The 24344-nt window shown below is 68.9% G+C and carries 9 protein-coding genes and 5 pseudogenes; 6 read left to right on the forward strand and 8 right to left on the reverse strand.

The window, feature by feature from the left end; genetic code table 11:
* Positions 1-212: 212 nt before the first annotated feature.
* Positions 213-671: pseudogene (locus ABR737_RS36485) on the forward strand (PP2C family protein-serine/threonine phosphatase); the annotation flags it as partial.
* A 256-nt stretch (positions 672-927) separates the two neighbouring features.
* Here the strand turns inward: ABR737_RS36485 and ABR737_RS36490 are convergent.
* Positions 928-2548, reverse strand: a pseudogene (locus ABR737_RS36490) (beta-N-acetylhexosaminidase).
* Positions 2549-3082: 534 nt separating this feature from the next.
* Here ABR737_RS36490 and ABR737_RS36495 point away from each other — a divergent pair.
* The 5 genes and pseudogenes from ABR737_RS36495 to ABR737_RS36515 all read left to right on the forward strand — a co-directional run bounded on the left by ABR737_RS36495 (position 3083) and on the right by ABR737_RS36515 (position 7437).
* Positions 3083-3883 carry a papain-like cysteine protease family protein gene (locus ABR737_RS36495; protein ID WP_350255438.1) on the forward strand — a complete coding sequence of 267 codons (801 nt, stop codon included), beginning with the start codon at positions 3083-3085 and terminating at the stop codon, positions 3881-3883.
* A gap of 167 nt (positions 3884-4050) precedes the next feature.
* On the forward strand, positions 4051-4800 hold the full coding sequence (locus tag ABR737_RS36500; RefSeq protein WP_350255440.1) for a hypothetical protein: 750 nt from the start codon (positions 4051-4053) through the stop codon (positions 4798-4800).
* 661 nt (positions 4801-5461) lie between these two features.
* A pseudogene (locus ABR737_RS36505) lies at positions 5462-5551 on the forward strand (3-oxoadipate enol-lactone hydrolase); the annotation flags it as partial.
* Between the two features lie 447 nt (positions 5552-5998).
* Entirely contained in the window at positions 5999-6397 is a 399-nt protein-coding gene (locus ABR737_RS36510; protein WP_250052031.1) for a hypothetical protein, read from the forward strand.
* Positions 6398-6843: 446 nt separating this feature from the next.
* Positions 6844-7437: pseudogene (locus tag ABR737_RS36515) on the forward strand (isochorismatase family protein).
* Positions 7438-7595: 158 nt separating this feature from the next.
* On the opposite strand, the pseudogene ABR737_RS36520 reads toward ABR737_RS36515, so the two are convergent.
* The 7 genes and pseudogenes from ABR737_RS36520 to ABR737_RS36550 all read right to left on the reverse strand — a co-directional run.
* Positions 7596-7697: pseudogene (locus tag ABR737_RS36520) on the reverse strand (IS5/IS1182 family transposase); the annotation flags it as partial.
* A 79-nt stretch (positions 7698-7776) separates the two neighbouring features.
* Positions 7777-9444 carry a hypothetical protein gene (locus ABR737_RS36525; protein WP_350255441.1) on the reverse strand — a complete coding sequence of 556 codons (1668 nt, stop codon included), beginning with the start codon at positions 9442-9444 and terminating at the stop codon, positions 7777-7779.
* 35 nt (positions 9445-9479) lie between these two features.
* Positions 9480-10820 (reverse strand): discoidin domain-containing protein, encoded by a 1341-nt coding sequence (locus ABR737_RS36530; RefSeq protein ID WP_350255442.1) that lies wholly within the window; start codon positions 10818-10820, stop codon positions 9480-9482.
* 101 nt (positions 10821-10921) lie between these two features.
* On the reverse strand, positions 10922-11425 hold the full coding sequence (locus ABR737_RS36535; RefSeq protein ID WP_350255444.1) for a hypothetical protein: 504 nt from the start codon (positions 11423-11425) through the stop codon (positions 10922-10924).
* Between the two features lie 26 nt (positions 11426-11451).
* Positions 11452-15906 (reverse strand): discoidin domain-containing protein, encoded by a 4455-nt coding sequence (locus ABR737_RS36540; protein ID WP_350255446.1) that lies wholly within the window; start codon positions 15904-15906, stop codon positions 11452-11454.
* Positions 15906-18620, reverse strand: a complete 2715-nt coding sequence (locus tag ABR737_RS36545; protein ID WP_350255448.1) for a CBM96 family carbohydrate-binding protein — start codon at positions 18618-18620, stop codon at positions 15906-15908. Before ABR737_RS36545 ends, ABR737_RS36540 begins: the two co-directional genes overlap by 1 nt.
* 4 nt (positions 18621-18624) lie before the next feature.
* A complete protein-coding gene (locus tag ABR737_RS36550) occupies positions 18625-23361 on the reverse strand; it encodes a DUF6603 domain-containing protein (protein WP_350255449.1) in 4737 nt (1578 codons plus the stop codon).
* Positions 23362-24344: the final 983 nt, after the last annotated feature.

The following is a 24344-nucleotide window of genomic DNA, read 5'->3' on the forward strand; positions in this document are numbered from 1 at the left end:
GCCCCGTGCGCCGCCGGTGAGCAGGAGTGCGACGGTCGCTGCTTCACCATCCGCCCCGAGGCGGACTCGGCCATCAGCGAGGGCTGTCCGGAGGCGAGTCTGGCCGTGGGCGAAACGGTCCGGCGTGCTCCCTCGTCGCCCGTGACCCGCTGCCTGCTGAAAAGCAGGACTCTCGTGGAACGGACCCTGGACCCCTCCACCAGCGTCTGGCTGACGACGACGTACGTCTCGCCGAGGAACTCGTCTCCCGCGCGGCGGTCTGAGTCGACAACGCGCGCCGCTTCACCCGCGAGCGCACCGCGGGCCCGCTCCATGCAGCGTTACCTGCTGCCGCAGGAGCTCACGGGAGGGCCCGCTTTGGAGGTGGCGTCGTGGCATCTGCCAGCGGATGCCCCCGGCGGTGCGGGCGGCGACTGGTTCGACGTGATTCCGCTCTCCGGAGACCGGGTCGCACTGGTCGTCGGGGACGTCGTCGGACACGGCATGAACGCGGCGGCGACCATGGGGCGTCTGCGCACCGCGGTCCGCACGCTCGCCAATTTGGACCTCCCCCGGACGAACTGCTGGCTCATCTGGACGACCTGGTCATCGGCCTCATGGGAGCGCACGGCAGCAAGGAGCCGGCGGCGACCGCGGACGATACCGCGGGGACTGCGTTCATGGGGGCCACCTGGGCTCGGTGGGCTCAGTCGGTGCCTGCCCGGCGCCCGACGAACCCCTCGTCGATCATTGCCTCCCTCGCAGGCTCCAGTCGGAAGCCGTAAGGCCGCGAGGTGAACGTTCGCACCGCGCTGACGGGGACAACCCCGCTCCCGGGCAGGGGCGGCGCACGCCCGGACCTGGGCGGGGGCGAAGCGGGCGCGACTCCCTGAAATCCGGCGGGCGCCCTCCGAGTACGGTCCTCGGAGGGCGCCTGTCATGTCGCCCTCAGCTGCCGGCGGGCCAAGGCACCTGCGGCGAGCGGTAGTAGTGGATGCCGAGCGCCGACATCCGCGGCCCCTGTGCCGCCAGCCGCACCTTGTACGCGTCCCAGTCGTGCGTGGACGCCGGGGACCAGCCGAGTTCCGCGACCCCGGGCAGCCTCGGAAATGCCATGAACTCGATTTGGTCGCTGTTCGTCACGGTCTCCGTCCACAGCGGTGCCTCGACCCCGGCGATCGCCGACTCGGGTGCCCCGGGCAGATACGTGCCCGGGTTCCAGTCGTAGGAGCGCTTCACCTCGACATAGCCGGCCCAATTCAGGCCCAGCGGGGTGTCCTTGGTGTACTTCATGTCGAGGTAGAGCCGGTCGGCGGGCGACAGGATCAGCTTGGTGCCGTTCTGCGCGGCCTGTGCCACCTGCGCCTTCTCGGCGGCGCTGGTGTCGTCCAGCCCCCAGTACTGGGCGATGGCGCCCTTGGCGGGCGGCGCGCCGACCAGCTGGTGCCAGCCGATCACCGTCTTGCCGTACTTGGCGACAGCGGCCTGCGCCTTGGCCATGAACGCCACATAGTCCTCGTGGCTGGTGGAGTGGGCCTCGTCGCCGCCGATGTGGAGGTACCTGCCGGGAGTGAGGGCCGCCAGTTCGCGTACGACGTCGTCGATGAAGTCGTACGTCTTGGCCTTCGGCACACACAGCGAGCTGAAGCCGACGTTCGTGCCGGTGTAGAGCGGCGGGGCGACGCCGTCGCAGGTCAGTTCGGCGTAGGAGGCCAGGGCGGCGTTGGTGTGGCCCGGCATGTCGATCTCCGGGATCACCTCCAGGTAGCGGGAGGGCGGCGTAGGCGACGATCTCCTTGTACTGGGCCTTGGTGTAGTAGCCGCCGGGGCCGCCGCCGACCTGGGTGGAGCCGCCGTAGGCCGCCAGCCGCGGCCGGCTCTTGATGGCGATCCGCCAGCCCTGGTCGTCGGAGAGGTGCAGATGCAGCTTGTTGATCTTGTAGAGGGCGAGCTGGTCGATGTAGCGCTTGACCTGGTCGACGGTGAAGAAGTGCCGGGAGACGTCGAGCATCGCGCCCCGGTGGCCGAAGCGGGGGGAATCGGTGATGGTGCCGCCGGGGACCAGCCAGGGGCCGGTCTGGCGGGTGTCTTTCTCGACGGCGGCGGGCAGTAGTTGACGGAGCGTCTGGACGCCGTGGAAGAGCCCGGCGGGCTTGCGGGCCGTGATGGTCACCCCGCCGCGGCCGGACACCAGCCGGTAACCCTCCTCGCCGAGGCTCTTGTCGCGCGAGCCGAGCGCGAGCCGGATGCCGCCGCGGCCGTCGTGGTCGGCGACGGGCAGCCGTTAGCCGGTGGAGGGACGCAGCACGCCGGCGAGATAGGCCCCGATGCGCCGGTCCTCGCGCGAGTCGTCGTCGACCCGGATCCGGGTCGCGGGGGTGATGGCGTACGACCCGCCGGCCGGCCGAACGGACGCGGGCGCTGGGACGACCTGGCCGAGCGGTCTGGCGGCCGCTTCGGAGGCGGGCGGGGAGGCGAGGGCGGGCGCGGCCCCGACACCGGAAATGCCGGCTGCCACAACGAGCAACAATGAGCCGAAGAGACGGGGGAACGTTCTTTGCTGTCTCACAGCCGGGTCCCTTCCGAGGGCTTCACGGTTCCGGCGCTGAGCACCACGACTCCGGTGCTGGGCGACCGAGGAGCACCATGGGTATCCCGCGGCGTCAGAGAGCGTCAAGGGTCTAGACCACTCTTTGCAAATAGGTCTAGACCACATTGCCGAACATGCCCCTGTATCGCCCCCGGGGGACCCTCAAAAATCAAGGACGCATTGTGATCACCGTCACCGAGAATTACCGGCCGGTATTCAGTGCCAAATCGGGCGCTATGCCGGCGCGTTGATTACCTGGCGTGGGCGATCAAGCACGGCCGCGTGACCTCCGTCGGGTGCTACTTATTGGTAACACGAGGCTGCTGACGGAAAGTTATTGCCATGGGGGTTACAAGTGCTGTAGGAATTCCCTAGCTCAGGGCAGACAAGTGTGCGCCCCCACTCTGCGTCGCATCCACCTGCGAAAGGCGCCCGTGGCATGCCCTGTGAATCCCCACGCGAAAGAGACGAGTTATGCACTTACGCCGACTCTTCACGGGGCGGAGAGCCTTAGTGGCAGCCGCGGCAGGCGCGGTCGCCGCCGGACTCCTCCTCAATGTCGGAAGCCTCGCCCAAGCGGGCTCCGTCACCGGAACTGTCACCGGTGGCCAGGGCAAGTACGAAGCCATCAACAAACGCAAGGCACCTAGCCTTTCCGCCAAAACCGTGGGCAAGGCCGGCATCGGCAGCACGGTGTCCATGAACTGCCAGGTGCAGGGCGACACCGTCGAGAACGACTCCCGCTGGATACGGTCGGGATCCTTCTACATAGCCCACGCGTTCATCAAGGAAAACACCGACGCCCTACCCGACTGCTCCTCGTCCACCAAAGGACGGGTCACCCTCAAAATCTCCATGCAGAAGCAGGTCCAGGACCAATGGTGCTGGGACGCCTCCGGCCTGACCATCGCCAAATACTGGGGCTTCAACCAGTACAGCCAGAACGACTTCTGCCGACTCGCCGCCCAGAACAGCAATCTCAGCTGCGAAAACCAGCCCGCCACGCTCGACGACATGGCCAACGCCTGGTCCGGCATGGGCCTGTCCAACACCGGAAACGACCTGGACCGCAACGCGTCCCTCTCGGAAACGGCCAACGAGATCAGCGGTCGCCGACCGTTCGCGGTACGCATCGGATGGACTTCCGGCGGCGGCCATATGAACGTTATCTACGGGTACGACCCTTCGTCACGCACCATCGCAGTTGCCGATCCCTGGCCATCCACCAAGACCTACAAATGGTGGAACTACGACGACTACGTCAACAACTCGTCGTTCCAGTGGACCCATTCCCGTATCGGCATTCACAAATAGGACGGGCAGCAATGCGCAGCAAGAAGCATTCCGCAAGACAGGGCGCCGCCCGTTTGGCAGGCTTAACCCTCGGTACGACGCTCTGCGCGTCAGCGTTCATTTGCCCCCAGGCGCAGGCCGCCGACGGCCCGGCGGGCGTACCCGACTACCAAGGCGCACGCCAGGTGATGCGGTCAGCGCAAGTCCACGACACCATCAACCGCTTCCTCACCACCACAAATTCCGCGGGGAATTCAGGGGCCGACGGCAGTCAGGAGGGGGAGCCCCTGACCGCGGGACAACGCGAGGCCCCGCAGGAATTCAGCCTGAATGACCCGGTCGCGATGTACGAGATCTCCCCCGAATTCGTCGCCGGAAAGGCGAAGCCCGCCCCGGCCGGCGCGGTACGGCTGTCATACATGGCCTCCGAGGTGAACGGCGCGAACGGCCACCGCGCCACCGTTCTGCTGACCGACCGAATGCCTCCCTCCGCAGGGTCCCGAACGTCCTCCTCCGCAGGGAAGAAGTGGCACCTGGCCGGAATCCAGGACGGCAACGCCGACATCGGCCACGCCAAACAGGCCACATCGGGCTCGACGGTGTTCAGCGAGCCTCAGATCCACGCCTGGTACCGGCTCACGAACGGCACGGTCAAACCTCTCAACCAGGAAGCTGTCTCCAGCTTCGGCGGTCAGCGGACGATGTCGCTCACCGCGTACCAGAAGCTGGTGCACCGCCGGTACGCCGACAAGCTGCCGGGGTCTGCCTACGACCGCAAGGGCTTGGCCGGCGGGTACAAACTCGCCGCCCCGACGCACAACGCCCCGTCCTCGTCACCGATCCTGATCGGCGGCTCGGGAGCACTCGCGGTCGCCCTGGCGGGCGTTGCGATCGGGTTCCGCGTCCGCCGCAAGCGGACACTTACACAGGCGAGTTGAGGCGAAACCAGGCGAGTTGAGGGTTCGCCATGCCCCGCCACCCCTGTGGCGGGGCATGGCGGACCCGGTCCCTGCTGGCCTCGCCCCAGGGATGTCCTTCTCGCGGCGGGGCCGGCAGCTCCGCCGACGCGCCTACCGACTCATGGACCTCCTTGGTCTCCGTCGCGTTCGGGTATAGGACGCTCGTGCGTCGTGCTTCACGGTCCTGGCGAACAAGGGCGTGCCGGACCACATCCTTGCGCGGTGGGCCGGACACACGAACGTGAAGACCACCAAGCGGTGGTACGTCAAGCCAGAGTGGAAGATCTTCGCGAAGCCGCCACAGCATGGGATGGCTTGCACGGGGTTCCGACCCCAGCAGGTGAGAAATTGTGAGATCTGAGAGCGTGAAGGGGGTGAGTGAGATATCGACACACCCTGCAAGGCCGCTTTGATGGGCCGGTAGATGCCCCGGTCCTGATCATGAGCAAGGCACCCGCGTCCGTACCGGCGGATCATGGTGAGCTACGACGAGCTGGGGTCATCCGGTTGTCTACGTCGTCTAGGCGGTGAGGCTCTGACCTGCGCAAACTCCGCTTCGGGCGTGGCCGGTGGGCGCACTCCGACGGCTCTTCCTGACCCGGGCGTCAGGACCGCCTCAGAGAGCCGGTAGCGTGGCCGGGTGAGTGAGAAGACCCTGCAGCACCGGATCGACGGCCCCGACGACGCCCCCGTACTCGTCCTGGGCGCCGCTCTGGGTACCACATGGCACAGGTTGTAGATCGCGTCTCGTGCGGTCCAGGTGGTCCAGGTCAGGAGCGTAGGCGCAGGTCAGGCCCTTGTGGTCCAGGAGCGTCGATGCTGTTGGTGAGACGCGTGTGATAGCAGGTGAGAGGTGGGGAACCCCCGTCGGCTGGCTCCGGCGGGGGTTTCTGCGTCCGGGGATGGGCCTGGTGCGTGGTGTTCGACGCGGTCTTGCTTTGCCGGCTCGCCGTTCTCGACGGCGTAGGGAGGGCAGCGGTGACGTTGCGGGCGCGGTGGCCGAAGTGCAGCAGAGGGCGAGGGCGTTAGGCGGCAGATGAGGGCCGTGCGGGCCGGCCTCGCTTCACACGATCGAGGACCTGCTCTCCGGCGTAAGCGTGCTGCGCTGAGAGCAGCTATACGTCGGACGGCGGCGCGACGCTGAACGGCCGTCCGCGACAGGTGGGAGGAGCCTGAAATGCCGAACAACATCACGGTGGATGTAGCACCGCAGCCGGATCCCAAGCTCACGCCGGCCAGCAGCAAGCAGCGAAAGCAATTGGACGAGCTCTGCGACAAGCTGACGGGTAAGTACGCTCAGCTGTGGGGCCGAGGAACGATCGTGTCGGACAGCAACAAGCCGGCTATGCGTATCGACAACCAGGGTGTTCTGACCACACCGTTCGCCGGTCAGAACATCCAGGCCCAGACCGGCACCGTCTCCATCGCCGCGGTCGGCCTGGCAAACACTCTGAGCGACCAGAAGATGTCTCCCACGTGTCAAAAGGCTGTGGAGGACACGCTCAAGCAGGCGCTCAAGGACAGTGCACTGGACCAGAAGTGGCGGTACATCAGCGGCACCTGCACCACCCCCTGACCCACGCCCAGCACGGCCCCTGCCAGGGGCGTGCAGGGCGTGGGCGTTGGCAGCGGCGGAGCCCGTGTTGGGTCGTCAGCTTCGCCCGCTCCCGGCCCGAACCGCAGGTTCCGGAGCCAGTGATCGGCAAGGGGGACGACCTCCAGGCCGTCATCAAGGACCAGTACCTCCGCCCGGACGGCAGAGGCGGGCCCGGCCGGTCTCCGGGCACACGTCGAGCGTCGCCCTCCCGGCCGGGGCCTCCCGGCCGGGGCCTGGCGGCCGGTGATGAACAGCGGGCCATGGGTACGGCGGGCAATGAGGCGGGGCAGCAACTGGCGGTGCCTGACTGACAGTGAATCCACTCAATCGCCCCGGGCGTAGGGCAGGCGGTGCCCGCACCTCGGGCCGGTTCAGGTTTCCGCCGTGGTCCTTTCTGTGTTCCACAGTTCTGAAAGGTGTTCGTGATGAGCCGAGGCTTGATCGTCGTGGATGTGCAGAACGACTTCTGCGAAGGAGGCAGCGTTCCCGTCGCGGGAGGCGCGCGGATCGCCTCGGCGACCGCGTAACTGGTTGAGCAGAGTGCGGGACGTGACTACCAGTACGTGGTGGCCACCCGGGATCATCACGTCGATCCGGGCAGCCATTTCTCCGAGACTCCGGACTTCCAGGACAGCTTCCCCGTCCACTGCGTGGCAGGGAACGGAGGTGCTGAATTCCATCCCCATTTCGCGCCTGTCGTCACGGACGGCAAGGTGCACGCCGTTTCCTTCAAGGGGGCTCACAGTGCCTCCAAGAGCGGCTTCGAAGGCGCGGACGCGGAGGGAACCTCCCTGGCGGACTGGCTGCGCATCCGTGGGGTCGAGGACGTCGATGTGGTGGGCATCGCGACGGACCACTGTGTGCGTGCGACCGCCCTGGATGCCGTCGCGGCAGGGTTTCGTGCACGCGTACGCCTCGACTACTCGGTCGGGGTTGCCCCGCACACAACCGTGGCCGCCCTGGACGACTTCCGCCGGGCAGGTGTCGCGGTATCCGGCGAGGCACCGGGCCCGGAATAGTTCTGGCACCGGTAGCCTCCTTCCGACCTGCGGACGCCGGCGCCTCGCCCCGGTCCGTTCCGCCTCGTGTGCAGGATTCGAAGTTGCCACCGGTCAGGGGTGCGCCGGGCCTGGTCGGTGCTGCGATCCGTACCCGGGAGTTCGGGTGGGGTTCAGTGCGCGAGGCCGGTCAGGTCAAAGTTGAGCTGGGCGAAGATTCCTTCGTCGCGCCAGGCGGAGTGCTCGGCAGAGACGGTGCCGTGGGTCGGGAAGTTGTGCGGCCCCGGGCGGCGCGGGCGGGTTCAGGCTTCTCCCGTGCTGACCGCGCCGCGCCCGGCCGGGCCGCGCATGGCGCCATGGTCACGCACCGAGCGGGTACCAGCAGATGCGCAGTACCACGTTGCCGTCCGCACTGGCCACATCGTCGATGTCCAGGACCCACAAGGACACTTCGGTGTCTTTGGCGACGGGAATCGACATGTGGTCGTAAACCCCCTGGGTGCTCTGTTGCGTCTTCTTCCCGTGGGCCACGAGGTCAAGGTAGTAGGTCTTTCCCGGCACGGCGACCTGTACCCGGTGCTTACGCCCGTGCTTCTCGTCGTCACTGAACCACTCGAAACTCGCCGCCTCAATGGCGAGCACGCCGTTCTTGGGTGCCGTCATTCTCCATCTGCTGTTCTCCCGCGGCTTCCTTTGCGTCACCCCGTATTCCGTCACCGTGGGGGTGGCGAACAAAGGCTTCGCGAAAGAGATGTCTCCATTGGCCGTGATGCGTCCGCCGGCCGTGATGGCACCCGCGGTCAGAGTCTTGTCGGCCTTCACCGTGAGACCGTTATTGGCGGAGATGAGTCCACTGGCCGTGATGGCGGCTGCGGTCAGAGTCTGGCCGGTGGGGACAGTGATGCCCTTGTTTCCGGTGACGGTTCCGTCGGCGGTTAGTGCGCCTTTGATCGTGACGCCCTTCTCGTCCTTATCGATGGTCAGCGCTTCGTTGACAAGACCACGGATGTCCCTGACGCGGAGAACCTTGCCGCCGGTCACCGTGGCGTGCGCATTGATCCGGACATCAGCGTTGAGGTCTGTTTCGCCGTTGACGGCGAGTTTGCCTCCGACGGTGAGTTTGTTGGTGCCGGTGATGGTGACGTCTCCCTCGAACGTGGTGGCGCGGGCCCAGGTCTTCTTGCCGTCCTTGTTGTCGGCGGTGAAGGTGTCGGTGACACTGATCTTGTCGGTGGCAGTGAGGGTTTTGGCGGCGATGTCGGGGTTCTTCACCGTGACGGTGGTGGATAGATAAAGGCTCACCGGCCGGTTGTTCGCGTCCTTTCCGCGGGCCTCAAGGACGAAGGTCGTCGTGTCGGTCAGGGCATGGGTCTCGCGGCTTCGGCCGGTGACCTTGGTCGGGGTTTCCGAGCGGCCGTCCCACAGGTAGTACTCGGTACCCGCCTCGCTCCCCTCCCAACGCAGTACCGTCTTGAGGCCGTTGGCCACCTGCGGCTTCTCGCAGGAGAAGCTACGGAGGAAGAAGGAGCCGGGAATTTCCATCACTTTCTCCACGGGGTCGACGGAGAGGGGGCGGTCGTCCCAGTCACCGTCACCGGTGAAAGCCGTGTACGCCGAGACAGTGATCTGGGCATGGCCGGGAGCGCGGGTGACGGGAATGGAGGAGAGGATGAGTGTGAATCGCTGCCCGGCGCCGAAGGTGATCTGACCGCCGGGGCCTTCGGGTGTGCAGACGAAGGTGGCAGCACCCGCAGTGAGTTGGGGGACGATCCGCCAGGCCTGGCCCGGGCGGCTGTAGTTGTAGTGGATGGCGTCGCCCCTGCTGGCGAGGTCGGTGGCGGCGGAGCCTACGGGCAGGGTGACCGTGATCCGTCGGCACCTGACGGGGGCGCTGCCCTCGGGTTTGGAGAAGGTGAGCTTGAGGACTCCGTTCTTGGTCTTGCTGGCGGTGGAGACGGGAAACCGCTGGGATGCGGGGTCCGGTTCGACATGGAGTAACGGTGTGGAAGTGCTGGCGGTCGGCTCCATCAATACCTCTGTATTGGGGAATTCACGGGCTTGCGCTAGTTGAGGGTGACGCTGCCGTCGAATGTGGTCGTGTTCGCCGTTGTCTTCCTCGTCCTGCCGTTGGCGGCGAAGGTCGCGTCCACCTCCAGCTTGTCGGTCACGTCCAGCGTCTTCGCCGTGATGTCGGGGCCGTTCACGGTGACGGTCGTGGACAGGTAGTGATGGACCGTCTCATTGGCCGCGTTCCTGGTCTGGGCATTGAGTACGAAGGTGGTGGTGCGGGTGAGTTCGTGGGTGGGTTCGGTGTGCAGGCCCGACACCTGGGGTGGGTTGAGTTTCTTGGGCGCGTGGTCGTCCCAGGAGAGGTAGTACTCGGTGTTGCGGGGCGTGCCCTCCCACTGAAGAACCGTGGCCGTGCCGTGCGCGACCCTTGGCCTCTGGCACGAGAAGCGGTGGAAGTAGAACTCGTTGCCGGCCTTTTCGACGGGGGGCAGGGCAATGGGCCGGTCCGCCCAGGTCGCGGTTGTACTGACGGAGAAGTGGCGCATGCCGAAGAAGCCGGTGGGTGTGGTGCTGAGCCGCACCCGCAGGTACCGGGCCTCCACGGGTGTGGTGAGGGTGTGGTTGTTGACCGATTGCGAGGAGTTGAAGGTCCGTCGTTGCCAGCTGTTGGTGGCGCCGGTGGTGGACGATTCCAGGACGGGTGTCCCGGATCGGTTGCCGCCGCCGGCAGTGCCGGTGAGCAGGTAGTAGCCGGTGACCGGCTGGACGGACCCGAGATCGAGGGTGAGGGTGCTGTTGATCGCCGGGGTGCCCTGGGTGCGGAATTCCGATGACCCGTCTCCCGCCAGGTTGCTCAAGGGGTAGGAGGGGTTGGCGGTCATGGTCGTGCTGAAGGTGCGCGCCGGGACCTCGCCGGTGCCGGTCGCCGTGGTCTCGGTCAGGGTGAGGCGCGCCGGGCCCTCGGCGCGGTTGATGGGGATGCTGGAGAGGATGAGGGTGAACTCGCGGCCGGCGCCGAAGGTGGTGTCGGCCGACGGCGTATCCGGTGTGCAGGTGAAGGTGAGGGCGGTGACCTCGGAAGGGGAGGTCGGCTCGGGTGGGGTCGTCTTCCGCTCGATGGTCCACTCGACGCCCGCGCTGTCGCGCGGGTAGTCATCGATGTCGTCGGCGTTGGCCGCATCGGTAGCGGCCACCAAATCGGTCCTGTTCGGGCCGACGGGAAGGGTGATGGTGAGCGCCCGGCACCGCACATCGGGACCGGAGCCGGGTTTGCGGAAGGTGAGGAAGAGGGTGCCCTTCTTGGTCTCCGTGGCCGTGGAGATGGAGAACTGGACGGGAACGGATTCGCCGACGGCCTGGAGCAGGGAGCCGGCCTGGGTGGCGGTCAGGTACACGGAGGGCCTCCGTCGGCGCGGTGACAACGACCGCTCCGGGATGGTGGGTTCGCGGGTGAGGCGGCGGAAAGCGACTGGACGGCGGAGAGCGGCTGGGCGTCTCAGGCGACGTCATCCATGGCAATGACGGTGACCCGGAGTTCCGCCGAGTGGCGGGCCCGGGCGGCGGACTCGGTGGCGGTGTCATCGGTGACGCGGATGGTGGTGGTGCCGTCCTGGGCGTCCAGGGGGATGTTGTCCAGGATGAGTGTGAAGGCCCAGGTGGCGTTGAAGACGGCTTCGTGCCGTGGGTTTTCGGGGGTGCAGGTGAAGACGGTGCGGTCGGGACGGGTCAACATCTTCCTGATGAGCCAGGTACGGGAGCCCGGCGCGCGGTAGGCGGTGTTGATGCGTTCGGGCCGGGTGGTGAGGGCCCTGGGGTGGGTGCCGGTGGGCACCTCGACGGTGATGCCACGGCAGGTGGCGGGTGCCTGGGCGGCGCCGGTGCGGGTGACGGTGATGTCCAGGCGGCCCTGGCGGGGGTGGTGGGTGGTGGCGCGGGTCAGCGCGGTCGGGGTGGTGGCCAGGGCGTAGCTGAGGTGCGCGGTGGTGACGGGTTCGGTCAAGGGGCTTTCCTTCCGGCGGGCGCGGGTCAGGGCTGCGGGGTCGGCTCGGGGGCGGAGCCCGGGGTGGCCGGGTGGAGTTGGAGGTATCCCGCGCGCGCGGTGGGGTTCGGGTCGTCGGGGTGGGTGAGGTGATCGGCGGGCATCAGCGCGCGTTCGTCCCAGCCGGCGGCGTCGCCCTCGGTGGCATCGGGCTGGGCCCAGGACCAGGTGCCGTAGCGGACCGAGAGCGGGGGGATGACCAGTGCGTCGACGTCGGGGGTGACCTGAAGGCCGCGGATGACCACCGTGCTCTGGGAGGCTTCCGGTTCCATTCGTACGAAGCGCGCGGTCAGGGGCGGCACAACGGTGCCGTCCGCGGGCCAGTGCGGCTCTGCCGGGTTGGCGGTATCGGCGGCGAGATCGGTCCACTCCTCACCGTCGGCCGATGCCTTCAGCCTCCGGACGGAGGGGATGCGCGCTCCGTCGGGCTCGCCGAGGAGGACCTGGACGCCGGTGACCGGCTGGACGGTGCCCAGGTCGACGGTGACGGTGTCTCCGTTCCGGGGGGCCGAGCCGCTCTCGTACCAGGTGTCCGGCCTGCCGTCCAGGATGAGGCCGACGGGCCCGGCTTCCGGTGTGCTGCTGCCGTGGCCGCCCGGAATAGTGGTGGCGGCCGTGCGCATGCTGCGGGTGGTGGCCAGCAGGGGGTTGAGCCGGAAGGATGCGCGGACGGCGGCGAGGGCCTGGTGGACCTGGTCGGCGTCGAGCCTGAGGCTGTGGACGGGGAGGATGTCCGTGGTGGCGTGGACGGGCAGGTGGGGGTGGGCGAGGAGCGTCACATGACGGGTGACGCGGCCAAAGGCGCGGGCGGGCAGGGCAAGGTCTTCCCCGCTGACGGTCCCGATGTAGCCCGCACTGTTCCCGGCCGGCTGATGGGCGTGCAACAGGTCGTAGTCGACGGCCCGGTTGGGCTCGGCGCTGTAGTAGCCGATGAGTCCGTCGGCCAGCTTGTACGGGTCGCCCAGCCGGATCGCCCAGGTGTCCTGGGGGTAGTCCGCCGCGGGAGGGTCGAGGACGGTTGCCCATGAGGGGTCGGTGAGCGGGGGGCCGTCGAGCTCGAAGTCGAGATCGGCGCGGATCAGGGCGACCGGCCGGCCGATGAGGCGGAGGGGGAGGTGGTCGTCTTCCGGAGCCGGGTCGACGGTGGTCCTGAGGCTGGTGTCGATGGTGGTGAGCAGGGCCTTGAACGCGTCCGCGGAGCTCTCGCGGCCGGTCAACGCCGCCAAGAATCCGTGCAGTTGTGGGTGGTCGTCCTCGAACCGCTGATCGTCGAGCCGGAGATAGGGGGAGTGGGGGAGTAGGTTGTAGTCGGCGGCCTTGGTCCCGTCGACGGTGGTGAGGACGCGCACTTCGCCCAGGGCCTGCCCGGTGGGCCCATAGACGCCGAGGGTCTGGTCGAGGTAGTTGGCCAGAAGCCAGCCCGCGACCGGTGAGCCCTGGCCCACCGCGGCCGGGGCGGCGGGGACGGGACTGAACGTGAGGCGGGTGTCCTGGAGGATCCGGGGCGGAAGCTGGAAGAAGCGTTGAGGATTGATCAACTCGGGTTCGGTGTACAGCTCCTTGCTGGGGGTCACCGTGGGGCTGGGCACCGGGTACTGGTCGTACCAGTTGCCGTCCTCGTCGCCGGAGGTGACCAGGTCCAGGGTGCGTCCGAAGCGGTCCATTACGCGCAGGCCGGTGAAGAAGAACTGTCCGGCCCTAATGGGCTGGAAGCGCCGCTGTCCGGGGCCCGCCCCGTCGGGTACATGATTCTGGTCCCCGGTCAGCCGGGCCGCCTCCCCTTCGGTCGGTACCTGTGCCCCGCCGTCGAGCTGCAACAGCCAGTCGTTGAAGCCGTCGAGGGTCTGGGAGAGGATGTCGAGCTTCTCCAGCTCCTCGCGCAGCGCGGCGAGCGAGCGCGTGTCGGCATCGGGATAGGTGGTCATGTACCGGGCCAGTTGGGCGCGGGCGACATAGACCGTGGTGGGGGCGAGGTAGGAGCGGCCGCGGAACTGCCTGTGCAGTACGTTGCCTTCGCTCTCGGAGTCTGCCGGGAGGGTGCCGGTGCCGTTCCAGCGGTAGCCGTAGGAGTTCAGGCCGGTGTCTTTTTCCGGAGCCTGGAAGGTCCAGTGGCAGTCCTCGCCGGTGCGGTAGGGAGTGGGGAAGAAGTTGAGCTCCCACATCAGGAACATCGGCAGCCAGGGCTGGCGCCACGGTGCCGTGAACTCGGCCGGCGCTCCCTGTGCGTTGGCTTGGGGGTTTTCGAGGAGGTCGTGCAGGGCCGTGCTGCCCGGCGCGCCGGTGCGAGCGGCCCGTTCCAGGAGCGCGAACTCCTTGAGAAGGGCGGCGGCGGAGGCCGGCAGCGCGGGAATGCCCGGGTTGTCCGGGTTCTCGGGTACGGGCGTCATGACGCCCTCCAGCTTGACGGCCTTGAGCAGGGTGGCGGGCAGCCGGCAGGGCAGCGGGTTGTCACTGTCGCGGGTCAGCGGCACGGTGCCGCCGCCGGTGCCCTCGATGAGCAGGACCGGATCGGCCGGCTTGTGGAAGCCGGCCTTGGGCAGGCGCTTGAGCCGAAGGTGCTCGGACAGTCCCTTGCCGGTGGCCCAGGCGTCGATGGCGTCCTGGTCGTCGCCCGGGGGCGGAAGCTCGCTGCGGAGGGCGTCGAGCTCGGCGAGCTGAGTCTGGACCGCCTTGGCGGCACCGTCGTTGGCGGGGTTGAGCTGCCAGGCGCAGGCGGCCTCGAAGTCGGCGGGCGCGTCGTCCGGACGCAGATGGGCGGGCACGTTCCGCAGCACCTCGCTCAGCCAGTACAGGGACCACACCCGCCACTGGCTCGCGGTCAGCTGGCGCAGGGCGGCGTCGTAACGGCTCTGGTCGGAGTTGAGCCTTGCCAGCCATGCGGGGCTGAGGTCCACGCCGCGACGCGTCGGCTGGGCATCGGGGTCCTCTACGGGGCGCGGAGCGATCTGCCAGCTGAAGCCGCCGTCCCGGCCGGAGAACCAGCTGCTGTGGGTGATCTCTTCCAGGTCGAGGTCCCCGTCGGCGCCGTCGAAGGTGTCCAGGGTGCCGTGGTAGAGGGCACTGAACAGCTCGGCGGTGCGCGGGGAGCGGGTCTGTCGGTTGACCAGTGCCGCGGCGGCCTCGCCGGTGCTGTGTCCCAGGGCGATCTTGAGTTGTGCACCGTTGACGGGGCGGTCGGGGTCCTCGGGTGCCTGACCGCGCTGCCATTCCAGGCCCAGCGCGGTGCCGCTGTATACGGTGCGGAGCTCGCCCTCGGGTGCCGCGGTGATCTCGACCTCGCGTACGGCGACCGGTTCGTCGCCGGCTTCCAGGAGGCACAGCTGAACGTAGCGGGCCGCGAAGGGGCCGGCGGGAACGTACTCGATGACGGGGCTTGCGGCCGCGAAGTCCTGGTGGTGGGCTTCGGGCCAGTCGGCGTTGTCCAGGGATGCCCGCAGGCGCACGGCGGGCAGCAGGTGTCCGCCGTCGAGATCGCCCGCGTGCACCCGGATGGCGCTGATCTGCTGCTCGCTGCCCAGGTCGATGGTGATCCAGCTGGAGTCGGCAGGGGGTTGGGCGCTGAGGTAGTAGGTGTCCGGGCGGCGGTCGAGTACGTGGTCGAGCGCGTGGGGTTCGGTGGTGCCCAGGGTGGTGGTGGCGCTGCGGCCGGCCATCGTCCAGCCCAGGGCCTGCATTACCTCGGCACGCGTTCCCTCGCTGTCCGGGGGCAGCAGGCCCGGGATGCGGGCAGCCTGTTCGAGGATGTCCTGGGTGGTGTCGCTGTACCAGCCGACGACCAGATAGCTCAGGGTGGCGTCGGGCGGATAACTGTCGCCCTCACTGCGGTCTTTGAGGTCTTCGAGATCGTCGTGCATCGAGAAGACGTTCTCGTGGTACGCCTGGTAGGCGGCGAAGGACGGCAGGCCCGCGCCGACCGCGGTCAGGAACAGCTCACGTCCTTCGGGCTCCCGCCAGGGGCCGTCGGCGAGTGAGTGGATATTGCCGAGCCAGTCGACCTCCGGCGTCTCCGCGCGCGGATTGAGGAAGCTGTTGATCGCTGTACGGCCGTCCCAGCCGTCGGGGTCGTCGCTGTAGAGGTAGTCGCTGTGCACGACCCAGCCCCTGGCCGGCTTGGCCGCGCCGCGCACCTGGGCGTAGCGGACGACCAGCCAGCGATTGGGCACCAGCGGGTAGGCGGTCTGCCCGGTGGCCTCGTCCACGACGCCTTCGGTCAGTGCCTCGGGAAGCTGCCACTGGATATGGACCCCTTCGTCCATCTGGACGTTCCCGCCGCTGAACGGCTCGGGTTCGGCGGCGCCCCGGCCGGTCCCCTCGATGGTGCCCAGCATGCCGTCGAAGCTGGGCTTGTAGCGATGGACGGGCTGGCTGCGCACCTTGTCGTTGACCAGGAGGGCGTGGACTTCGACCGGCACGATCAGGTCGGTGGTGTCGGTGGCGTTCATCAGCGCGCTTCCCCCGAGGTCGGTGTCGACTGCTTGATGGTGACGGCGAGGTGGGGGCGGAGCCTGGTATCGGCGGCTTCCCTGGACGTGATGTGGGCCGCCTCGATGGGTGACTCGTCCTTGGTGAGTGCCACGGACACCTGGCGGCCAGCCTGGCGACGGACGTACTCGGTGATGTCGAATTCGAGCCACGTCCATGCGTCGGCCGGTCCAAGGCGTGCCGTGGCGAGGGGACTCTCGGAGAGGTCCGGTTTGTCGGCCCAGTCGAGGCCGGCCTCTTCCCAGTCGTTGTCCGTGCCGTGCGCCTTCAGGTCGAAGTCGCCGGTGTCCATGGCCGAGGCATGGACGCGTAGCACGGCCCGGTCGACGCGGTCGGCGGGAGGGAGCCGGGAGGTGTCGAAGCGCAGATAGGTGATGCGGGTGACGTTGCTGGTGGGGCCATTGTTCTTGACGAGCAGTGGGTCGGTGGAGCCGAAGTCCGGCCCGGAGTCGTACTTGACGAAGGTGTCCGCGACGCACTTGCACCGGAGCATCCCGGGCAACAGAACTTGCTCGACAGGCGCATTGACGAGTTCCAGGGCGAACTGCCCCGGCTCCAGACGGTCGGTGCCCGTGAGACCGCAGGCCGTGGACAGGGCGGAGACCAGGCCGTCATCGCCACGCAGGTGCAGCACATCCCGTCCGCCGTCGGCACGGCCGAGGCGCAGATAGTCGAAGACCGTCTTCTGGGTGTCGGCTGTCGGGAATTCCTCCCCGGTGGGGTATCCGAGCCGGCCCTCCGTCAGATGCCGCAGGCTGATGCGCTCGGCGTCGTTGATGCCGAAATGGATGCCCTGCCCGGGCTCACGGATGACGACGAGATCCGGGACGGCGTCCCACAGCAGCAACAGGACGTCGGGGGCGAGGTGGTCGCGGCGGAGCTCTTCGACCGGGTCGCCTTCGACCGTCGCCAGGATGTCGAACTCCGGCCAGGCACGCACGAGTTCGGAATGGATCAGCAGGCCGGCGGCTGGTTCCCCGGTGCCGCGGTCGCGGAGCAGGCGTTGACGCAGCAGCGGCTCCAGGTCGCGGTCGACGGAGGTGTGGGCGCCCACATCGGTCGCGCCGGCCACCAGGGCCTGGATCCAGCCGGGGTCGATCCGGAAGGCTCGCAGGCTTTCCGGCGGCAGCATCCGCGGGTCGGGGACCAGGTGGTTGAAGGGCACTCCGCGCAGCAGGCCCAGGCGTTCGAGCCAGGGCGACGTGGTGGGGGTGCGCGCGTCCGCGGCGGCCGTGAGTGACTGGCGCGCCCGTGCGTCGGCGAGCAGGGCGCGCGTGCCGATCCGGGCGGTGCGGGCGGCGCGCCGCGGGCTGGGCTCGCGGACGAGGGGGGCTTGCAGGGCCCGGACCAGCCCGGTGCCGAAGTCCGCGGTGCTCAGCTCGCGAAGGGCGGCGGTGCCGGGCGGGGCATCGGGGTCATGGCGGGCACGCTCGGGATCGGCGCTCAGGGCGCTCAAGGTGGCGTCGCGGTTGGCCATTTCCCGGCGTGCCGCGGTGACTTCGGCGCTGTAGTCGGGGTCGGCGAGGGCGATGGTGCGGCCCAGTGTCCAGGCGGCGGCGTAGCTGACGTCGAACAGGCCGTGCTGCCGGTCGTAGATCAGGGCGTGGTCGGCCGTGGTGTAGGGCCCGTCGGTCTCGTTCAGGGGCAGTTGCGGGGCGGTCAGCGGGGTGCAGGGGCCGCGGTACCAGGCGTAGGTGTGCTCCCCGGACGGGGTGCGGTAGGCCACGGCGGTGTAGCCGTGGCGTAACCGCTGGAGGGCGTGCTCCGCTTCCGCGGAGGACGCCGTGGCACCGGACGGCACCAGGCGCAGGGCCAGGTTCTCGCGGTCGCCCTCGCCGGGGGCCACCAGGTTGCGCAGCAGTTTGCCCGGGTTGAGACTGCCGTCGGGGTCGTTCGTGAAGGACCAGGACCACAGGCTGCACAGCCGTACGCGTTCGGTGCCGCCGGGCAGGGAGCCCTCGGCCAGGCGGCCGGTCCAGCCCTCCAGGGAGACCAGGTGCACCGCGTAGCTGCCCGGGGCGCGGGGGAAACGGTTGGCGGCGACGACCGCGTACTGACCTTCGGCCATGACCTCGCCGTCATCGCGGCGTTGCGGGGCGGTGGCCACGTCGCGCATATGGGTCAGGAAACGCAGTTCGTCCTCGCGCGGCACGTTTGCGGTGAACACGCGCGCCGGAACGTCGATGGTGCGGCACTCAAGGTCCTGGTCGACCCGGTCGTTGAGGGCCGGGCCGAGCGTGCCCGCTCCGGGGTTACGCAATTCCCGCACGGTGCGCTGGGTGAAGACCCCCTCCGCCTCGGGGTCGTCGTCGACCTCGCCTTCGGCGAAGACGAGCAGCGCCAGCCACGGCTCCCGCTCCTCGGAACGGCTGATGAGCTCCCGTTCCCAGGGCAGCAGCGCCCGGTTCAAGGTGATGTGCGGCAGCACATGCGTGTAGAGGCCCGACGCACCGGCGGCCGGATAAGTGGCGTGGACGGTGGTGGGGTCCAGGAAGAACTGGGCCGCGCGGATCTCGTACCGGTCCGCGACCTCGGGCAGGGGGTCGTCCTGCGGATCGATCCGGACCCCGTCGCGGACCAGGTGCTGCTCCACGGTGACGGTGTAGACGCCGGCGGTGGCCGCGGGTTGCAGAGAGTTGTAGAAGGTGACGTTCAGGTCGGGGCTGTCGGTCATGCGGTCACCTCGTGCCGGTGGCGGTGAGCATCGGGAAGTCGGTCAGGGAATTGCCGGCGAGGCCGGCGTAGCGGGTCAGCGGACCGTCGCTGTCCGGCGCCACACCGAACGCGGCCAGGGCCCGGTGCACCTCGGTGCGGGTGGCCGCGGTCGGCACGAGGGTGTCGGCGATCACCCCGACGCTGTTGTCGTCCTCACCGGGCTCGGGAGGCGGGCCGGCGACCGCCGTGTCGTGCAGGGGCATGTTCCCGGGCGGCAGGCCGTCCACGTCCAGGGCCTCGGTGGGTACGGGACCGACGCACGGGCCCAGGGTCGGCGACGGCACCTTGACGGTCAGGCCGGTCAGGCGGCCCGGGACCAGTCCCTGCTGCTTCAGGGCCTCGTGGGGGTTGGCGAGCGGTTTGCCCCACAGGGCCTGGGGCACGCCCTCGGCGGTGGGGATCACCTGCCACTTCGCCTTCTTCCAGTCGTAGGGCTGCCCGCTTCCGTCCAGGATGCCGACGGCCTGCTCGCTGACCACGCCGCTCAGCCGCATCGGCCGGATGTCGACGCGGGCCGCGTCACTGCCCGCGACGGTCGTGCCGTTCACGGTGATCTTCGAGGCCGGTACCGCGGACTCGACGGCGACGGTGAAGCCGTCGATGCGCACCAGGAGCGGGGCACCGGCAGCGGCCCGCGCTTCGGACTCGCCCGTTGTCACATCCGGCAGTTCGCAGCCCCTCTTCGGCGCGGTGCGCAGGGGTGCGGGCAGCTGGATCCGGAAGTCCTCCCACGGGACGGGGGGTGCTCCCACCCGGTCGGCGCCGAAGCCGAGGCTGAAGGAGATGAACCACACCTTGACCTTGGCCCGGCCGCCGACCGGCGGCAGCCACAGTTGCAGGCTCACCCCGATCTCCAGGGAGACGCGGATCCGCACGAAGAGCACCTTGACGGTGGCCGCGACCCCGATGCTCACCCCCAGCGCGATGTCGGCGTAGAAGGGCTTCCACTGGACGAGCGCGTCGAGGTGGGCGGTGAACCACGCCTGGACGTGGATGCCGTGGTGCCCGTCGTAGATGGCGGCGAACGCTCCGCCGACCATGAAGGCCCCATCGGTGAGCGCCGCGTACGCCTGGGCCTTGAGGGTCACCGGGCCCCGGGCCCAGATCATGCCCACCCGGGGCGGCGTGGGGTAGTGGGCGGGGCGCGGGAACTGGGGGTGGTAGCCGCCCGCCGAGAGCACAAAGCCCTTGGTGATGCCGCGCCCGGGGATGTCCTTGCCCCACACATACAGGGAGATGCCGCCGGTCAGCTCGGCGGCCGGGTCGATGAGGTACGAGCCCCTGGCGATCACCGAGTCCATGGAGAAGCGGCTCAGCGCGGAGTCGTAGACGAACACGAAGTCGACGACCACTTTGCCCAGGGCGGGGCTGATCTTCAGTCGCTGGGGCGAGGAGTGCCGCGCGTCGCTCTCGTTGGGCACGGTGGGCGGCAGGGACAGGGTGGTGCTGCCCGCGAGCATGGCCTTCCAGCCCGCCTGGCCCCACTCCACCAGGGCCAGGACGCGGGCGTTGATGAACTTGTAGACGGTGAACTCGACTCCGCCGGCGATCCAGTACTGGCCCTGTGCAGGCGTGATCCAGCCGGGCGGCGCCGCCAGTTCGTTCAGCGCCTGGCCGGGGGTGCGCGGCTCCACCTCGCCCCCCGGCGTCGCCGGTGCCGCGCCCAGCCGTTTGACCAGGGGGAACCTGCTGATCTCCGCGGTGGTGGGGACTCGTACGGTGCTGTTGATGCCGAAACCGAGCGCGATTCCGGTCACCGTGACCGGGCCGATGGTGAAGAGCCCGTTGGTCCGGGTCTTGCCCGCCACGAGTTCGGCGTAGGCGAACAGCGAGGTCCAGCCGTCCGTCTTGTTGCGGGCCCAGCTCCCGAAGACCTGGAGGGCGAACAGGTCCTGGATGTCCAGGCGTCCCGCACCGGCCAGCGCCAGGTCGAAGTCCGGGTCGAGGTCCAGGTTCACCAGCGCGCCGGAGATCTCGACCTTGGGCGGGCCCGAGTACTCCATCGCCACGGCCGCGCCCTGCAGCACGGGACGGGCGTCGAAGTCCTTGTCGAGCCCGACCCCGAGGCCGATCAGCTCCACGACCAGCGGGCCGACGGTCATCGAGGCGTCGAAGGCCAGATACAGCAGCCCGTAGCCGAAGCCGAGCCGGGCATTGCTGAACCGCACCGCGCCGATGACATGGCCCAGCAGGTCGTGGGAGGAACCGGCCGGGCGCTCCCGCGGCACGATGTCCCGTCCGGTGATCGGCACCGCCCGCTCCGGATACGCCAGCGTCGCCTGAGTGTTTCCGCAACGGAGCACCGCCCACAGCTGGGGGCCCTTCTCCAGGTCTCCTGGCAGGAACTCGGGCAGCGGGCACGGCGCGGAGACGCTGAGCTCGGCCAGCAACCGGTTGAGCGTGTCGATCTCGGTCCTGTTCCACGGATGCTCGGCGAAGGCGAGGTGGATCTCGCCCAGGATGATGTCCGTCTCCTCCGTCGTCTCGACGACGACCGGCAGATCGGAGGCCCTGACCTGGGCGGAAGCGCGCAGCGCGATGAGGTTGCGGCGCTGGCGTGTGTTGGCCGGCGTGGTCGCGACCGCCCACCCGTACTTCTCGGTGGTGGCGGTGACCACCAGGAGGTGGGTCCCGAAGTTATAGGAGAAGCCGGCGGAGGTCAGCCGGGGGTTCAGCGACTCGGGGATGGCTTCGGACACGTCCACGCCCAGGAACCGGGCGATATCCGTTGCCCGCACTCCCCGATCATCGCGCCAGCGGCCGGTGACGCGCTCCGGCCACGGGAAGTTCTCGGTGGGCACGGCGAAGTCCATGGTGAAGCCGCCGGGCAGGAGGAGGGAGATGCCAGGGAACCTTGGATGCACCCCGAAGTTCTTCAGGTCGAGGTCGAAGCCCAGCCCGGGCAGGCCCAGCGAGAAGCCACCGCCGAGGTCGAACGTGGCGTCGAACACCAGGCGCAGCACCCAGTCCGCGCTGACCGTCCAGTCGAGGTCGTCCGGGTCCGGCCAGGACAGCCCGATCCGGGACAGGTGCAACGGCCCCAGCGCCAGGTCCGGGATGTCCGGCAGCCAGGAGAGGTCCGGGGGGCCCTGCGGCGGCCAGGGAATGCCCCAACGCACTGATGAGGTGCCAGGGATCCGCCAGTCCAGATCCAAAGAGAGCCCCGGCTGCCAGCTGCCGCCGCCGGATACCGGGGTCAGACCGGGCCACCATGAGCCGGACCCCAGGGAACCGATCCAGAGGTTCAGCCGGTCGGCCTGCGGCAGGCTCAGCCCGGTGCCGATCGCCGCGAGGCTGATCCCGTTGAGGAGGAAGTCCTGGATCCCTTCCAGCAGTTTGCCGATGAACGGGAGGTCGGGCAGCAGGGCGTCGAGCCCGTTGACGCCGAGCAGTGCGACCTTGCCCCATGGGGTGCCCCACTCTGGCCGGACGGGCAGTGCGCCGAAAACAACCCGTAGCCACGGGGACTCGCCGATGAGCGCGAAGTCTCCCAGTTTGAGGTCCAACCGGAAGCCCAGCGCGGGAAGTTGCGGGGTGAATCGGTCCGGCAGCGGTGGCATGTCGATGCCGAAGAGGCTGAGCAGGTCCGGTACCGGGATGTTCGCCTGGGGGGACCAGCCGGTCAGCAGCCCGGCCCCGGGCAGGCCCGGGAAGCCGGGCAGGTCACCGATGTCGAAGTGCACCGTGCCGCCCGGCCGGCCCAGCGACAGCTTGGGGAGGCGGCCCGCCACCTCCACGTCCCCCACCTCGGGAAAGCCGAACTCAAAGCCCAGGCCCGGCAGTTCCAGGTTGAGCCAACCGAGGTCGAAGCCCGCCTCGAAGACGACGTGCAGCCCGGTGGCCGAGAACGACAGACCGAACCCCGTCAGTCGCAGCCGCAGCGGGCCGAACGGGAAGGTGACCGGGCCGAAATCCGGCATCCAGGACAGCGGCGCCTCCAGGCGTACCACCCATAACCGGGGCTCTTCGCCGGGCAGCAGGCAGGTGGCACCCGCCCACAGTCCTGCCTCCAGGTCGCGGTCCGGCAGGGTGGGCCACCACTGGCCGGGGTCCGCCACCGCGGCGGCCACGGCGGCATTGACCCGGACGCCATATCCCGCGCTCATCCCTCCGGGTGCCACCGCGATCAGCTCCAGGCCACGCACGCCCAGCCGGGCATCCTCCGGGAACTCCTCGCCGAGGTGGGGAAGGTCAGCCGATGAGGCCTGCACGTCCTTCAGCCCGATCAGCGCCACCAGCGCCTCTCCCGCGCTGGGCGCGGCGAAGACCAGACGGAGGTGCTCGGTCTCCACGGCGGCGACCACCGAGCCCGTGTCGAAGTCATGGACAAACGACAGCTCTTGAACGCCGGCCAGGAACACCTGTGGCGCATCCGCCAGTTCCACACCCCACAGCTCGGCCAGCGCGGCGACCGTGGTGTCCATCACCACCCGCACCGACAGCCCGGTCACCCACCCGTGTGCCTGATCACGGGCGAACTTCAGCTGTACGGGCACCGATTCCCCGGCCACCCGCACCGTACCGGCGAATGACAGGGCCTCGTCGTTCACCTCCCGAGCCTGCTCGACCACCAGCCGGGTACCGGCCTTCAGCAACGCCAGCAGCTCCGAGAGCTTCCATTCCCACGGCTCGGGGTCCAGGGCGAAGGAGCCGCCCTCGGCCGGGAAGTGTTCCAGGAGATCGTCGACGGAAACGGGCATGGAGGACGCCCTCTCATAGGCGACGGCAGGAGATATGCAGGAACTCCGTGCCGACGCAACGAGGGCCGCACACCGCCCGATGCCCGAGGCACGGCGAGATAGGACCACGGCCTCATGCCGCGTGGCAATGTCACGTTCAAGGGAGCGAACAGATACCGCCAATCGCCCCAAAGCCCACCATGGCGGTTGCGCCGTGCTATGGGTGCTCACTCACCGTCATCGTTGCGCCCCTTGTCGGCTACCGCCGCCTCAGACGCCCTGAGTCGGGAGAGCACACCTGTTACCCCTGATCGTCGAAAGGCTCTGCCCGGGCACGTGGGATGCGGCGGCGCGTCCGGCTGACCGAACGGTGCGGAATGTCAACGCTCCTTCGACATGGCGCTGGCACCGGACGGATCGCCTGCCTATGTCGCCGTGCTCGCCCCGAGCCAGGTGTCTGTGATCGACCCCCACGGCCACCGCCGCCGTGGTTCCTTCGGGGTACCGACCCATTCAACGCGACCGCCACCTCCGGCGCGGTCTACGCCACTGACCCGGGGGCGGGCGCCCTGACGGTCATCAACCCCTAGACCCTCAGGCCGTCATGCCGACGGCGAGCAGGCGCCGTTGGATGACGTTGGACTTCTGGGCAGTGCTGTACCTGCGTCTCCGGGGGCCCTGATGTCCGCGCCGGAGCCCGAAGGCTTCGTCGTTGCTGATCGCAGGCGGCTGCGCACGTCGTCGCTGGGGCGATGAGACCGAGCGCGGGTGTCCCGACCTGCACACAAAGATAGCTTCAGCGCTGCGAGTTCCCTGTTCGCTTCCGTGCGCCCCCGCGCTGCGGCTGCTGAGCTGGGAGCATGGGTGGGTGCTGTCCCGGGCCGGGGTCTGACTCATGAGAACTCTGACCGCGGTGTCTTACTCACGCTGTGTCGACCGCTGACCGGGATGGTGCGTTGCCGGCACCGGGCCGGCCGGGTGTGTCCCGATAGGGGCCTGCCGAC

The sequence above is a fragment of the Streptomyces sp. Edi2 genome, assembly GCF_040253635.1.
Classification (GTDB): domain Bacteria; phylum Actinomycetota; class Actinomycetes; order Streptomycetales; family Streptomycetaceae; genus Streptomyces.

What these genes read in the sequence shown, in the direction of transcription:
- ABR737_RS36500 (WP_350255440.1), top strand. Translation starts at nt 4,051, where the DNA reads ATGCGGTCAGCGCAAGTCCACGACACCATCAACCGCTTCCTCACCACC.
- ABR737_RS36510 (WP_250052031.1), top strand. Translation starts at nt 5,999, where the DNA reads ATGCCGAACAACATCACGGTGGATGTAGCACCGCAGCCGGATCCCAAG.
- ABR737_RS36525 (WP_350255441.1), bottom strand. Translation starts at nt 9,444, where the DNA reads ATGGAGCCGACCGCCAGCACTTCCACACCGTTACTCCATGTCGAACCG.
- ABR737_RS36540 (WP_350255446.1), bottom strand. Translation starts at nt 15,906, where the DNA reads ATGAACGCCACCGACACCACCGACCTGATCGTGCCGGTCGAAGTCCAC.
- ABR737_RS36545 (WP_350255448.1), bottom strand. Translation starts at nt 18,620, where the DNA reads ATGACCGACAGCCCCGACCTGAACGTCACCTTCTACAACTCTCTGCAA.
- ABR737_RS36550 (WP_350255449.1), bottom strand. Translation starts at nt 23,361, where the DNA reads ATGCCCGTTTCCGTCGACGATCTCCTGGAACACTTCCCGGCCGAGGGC.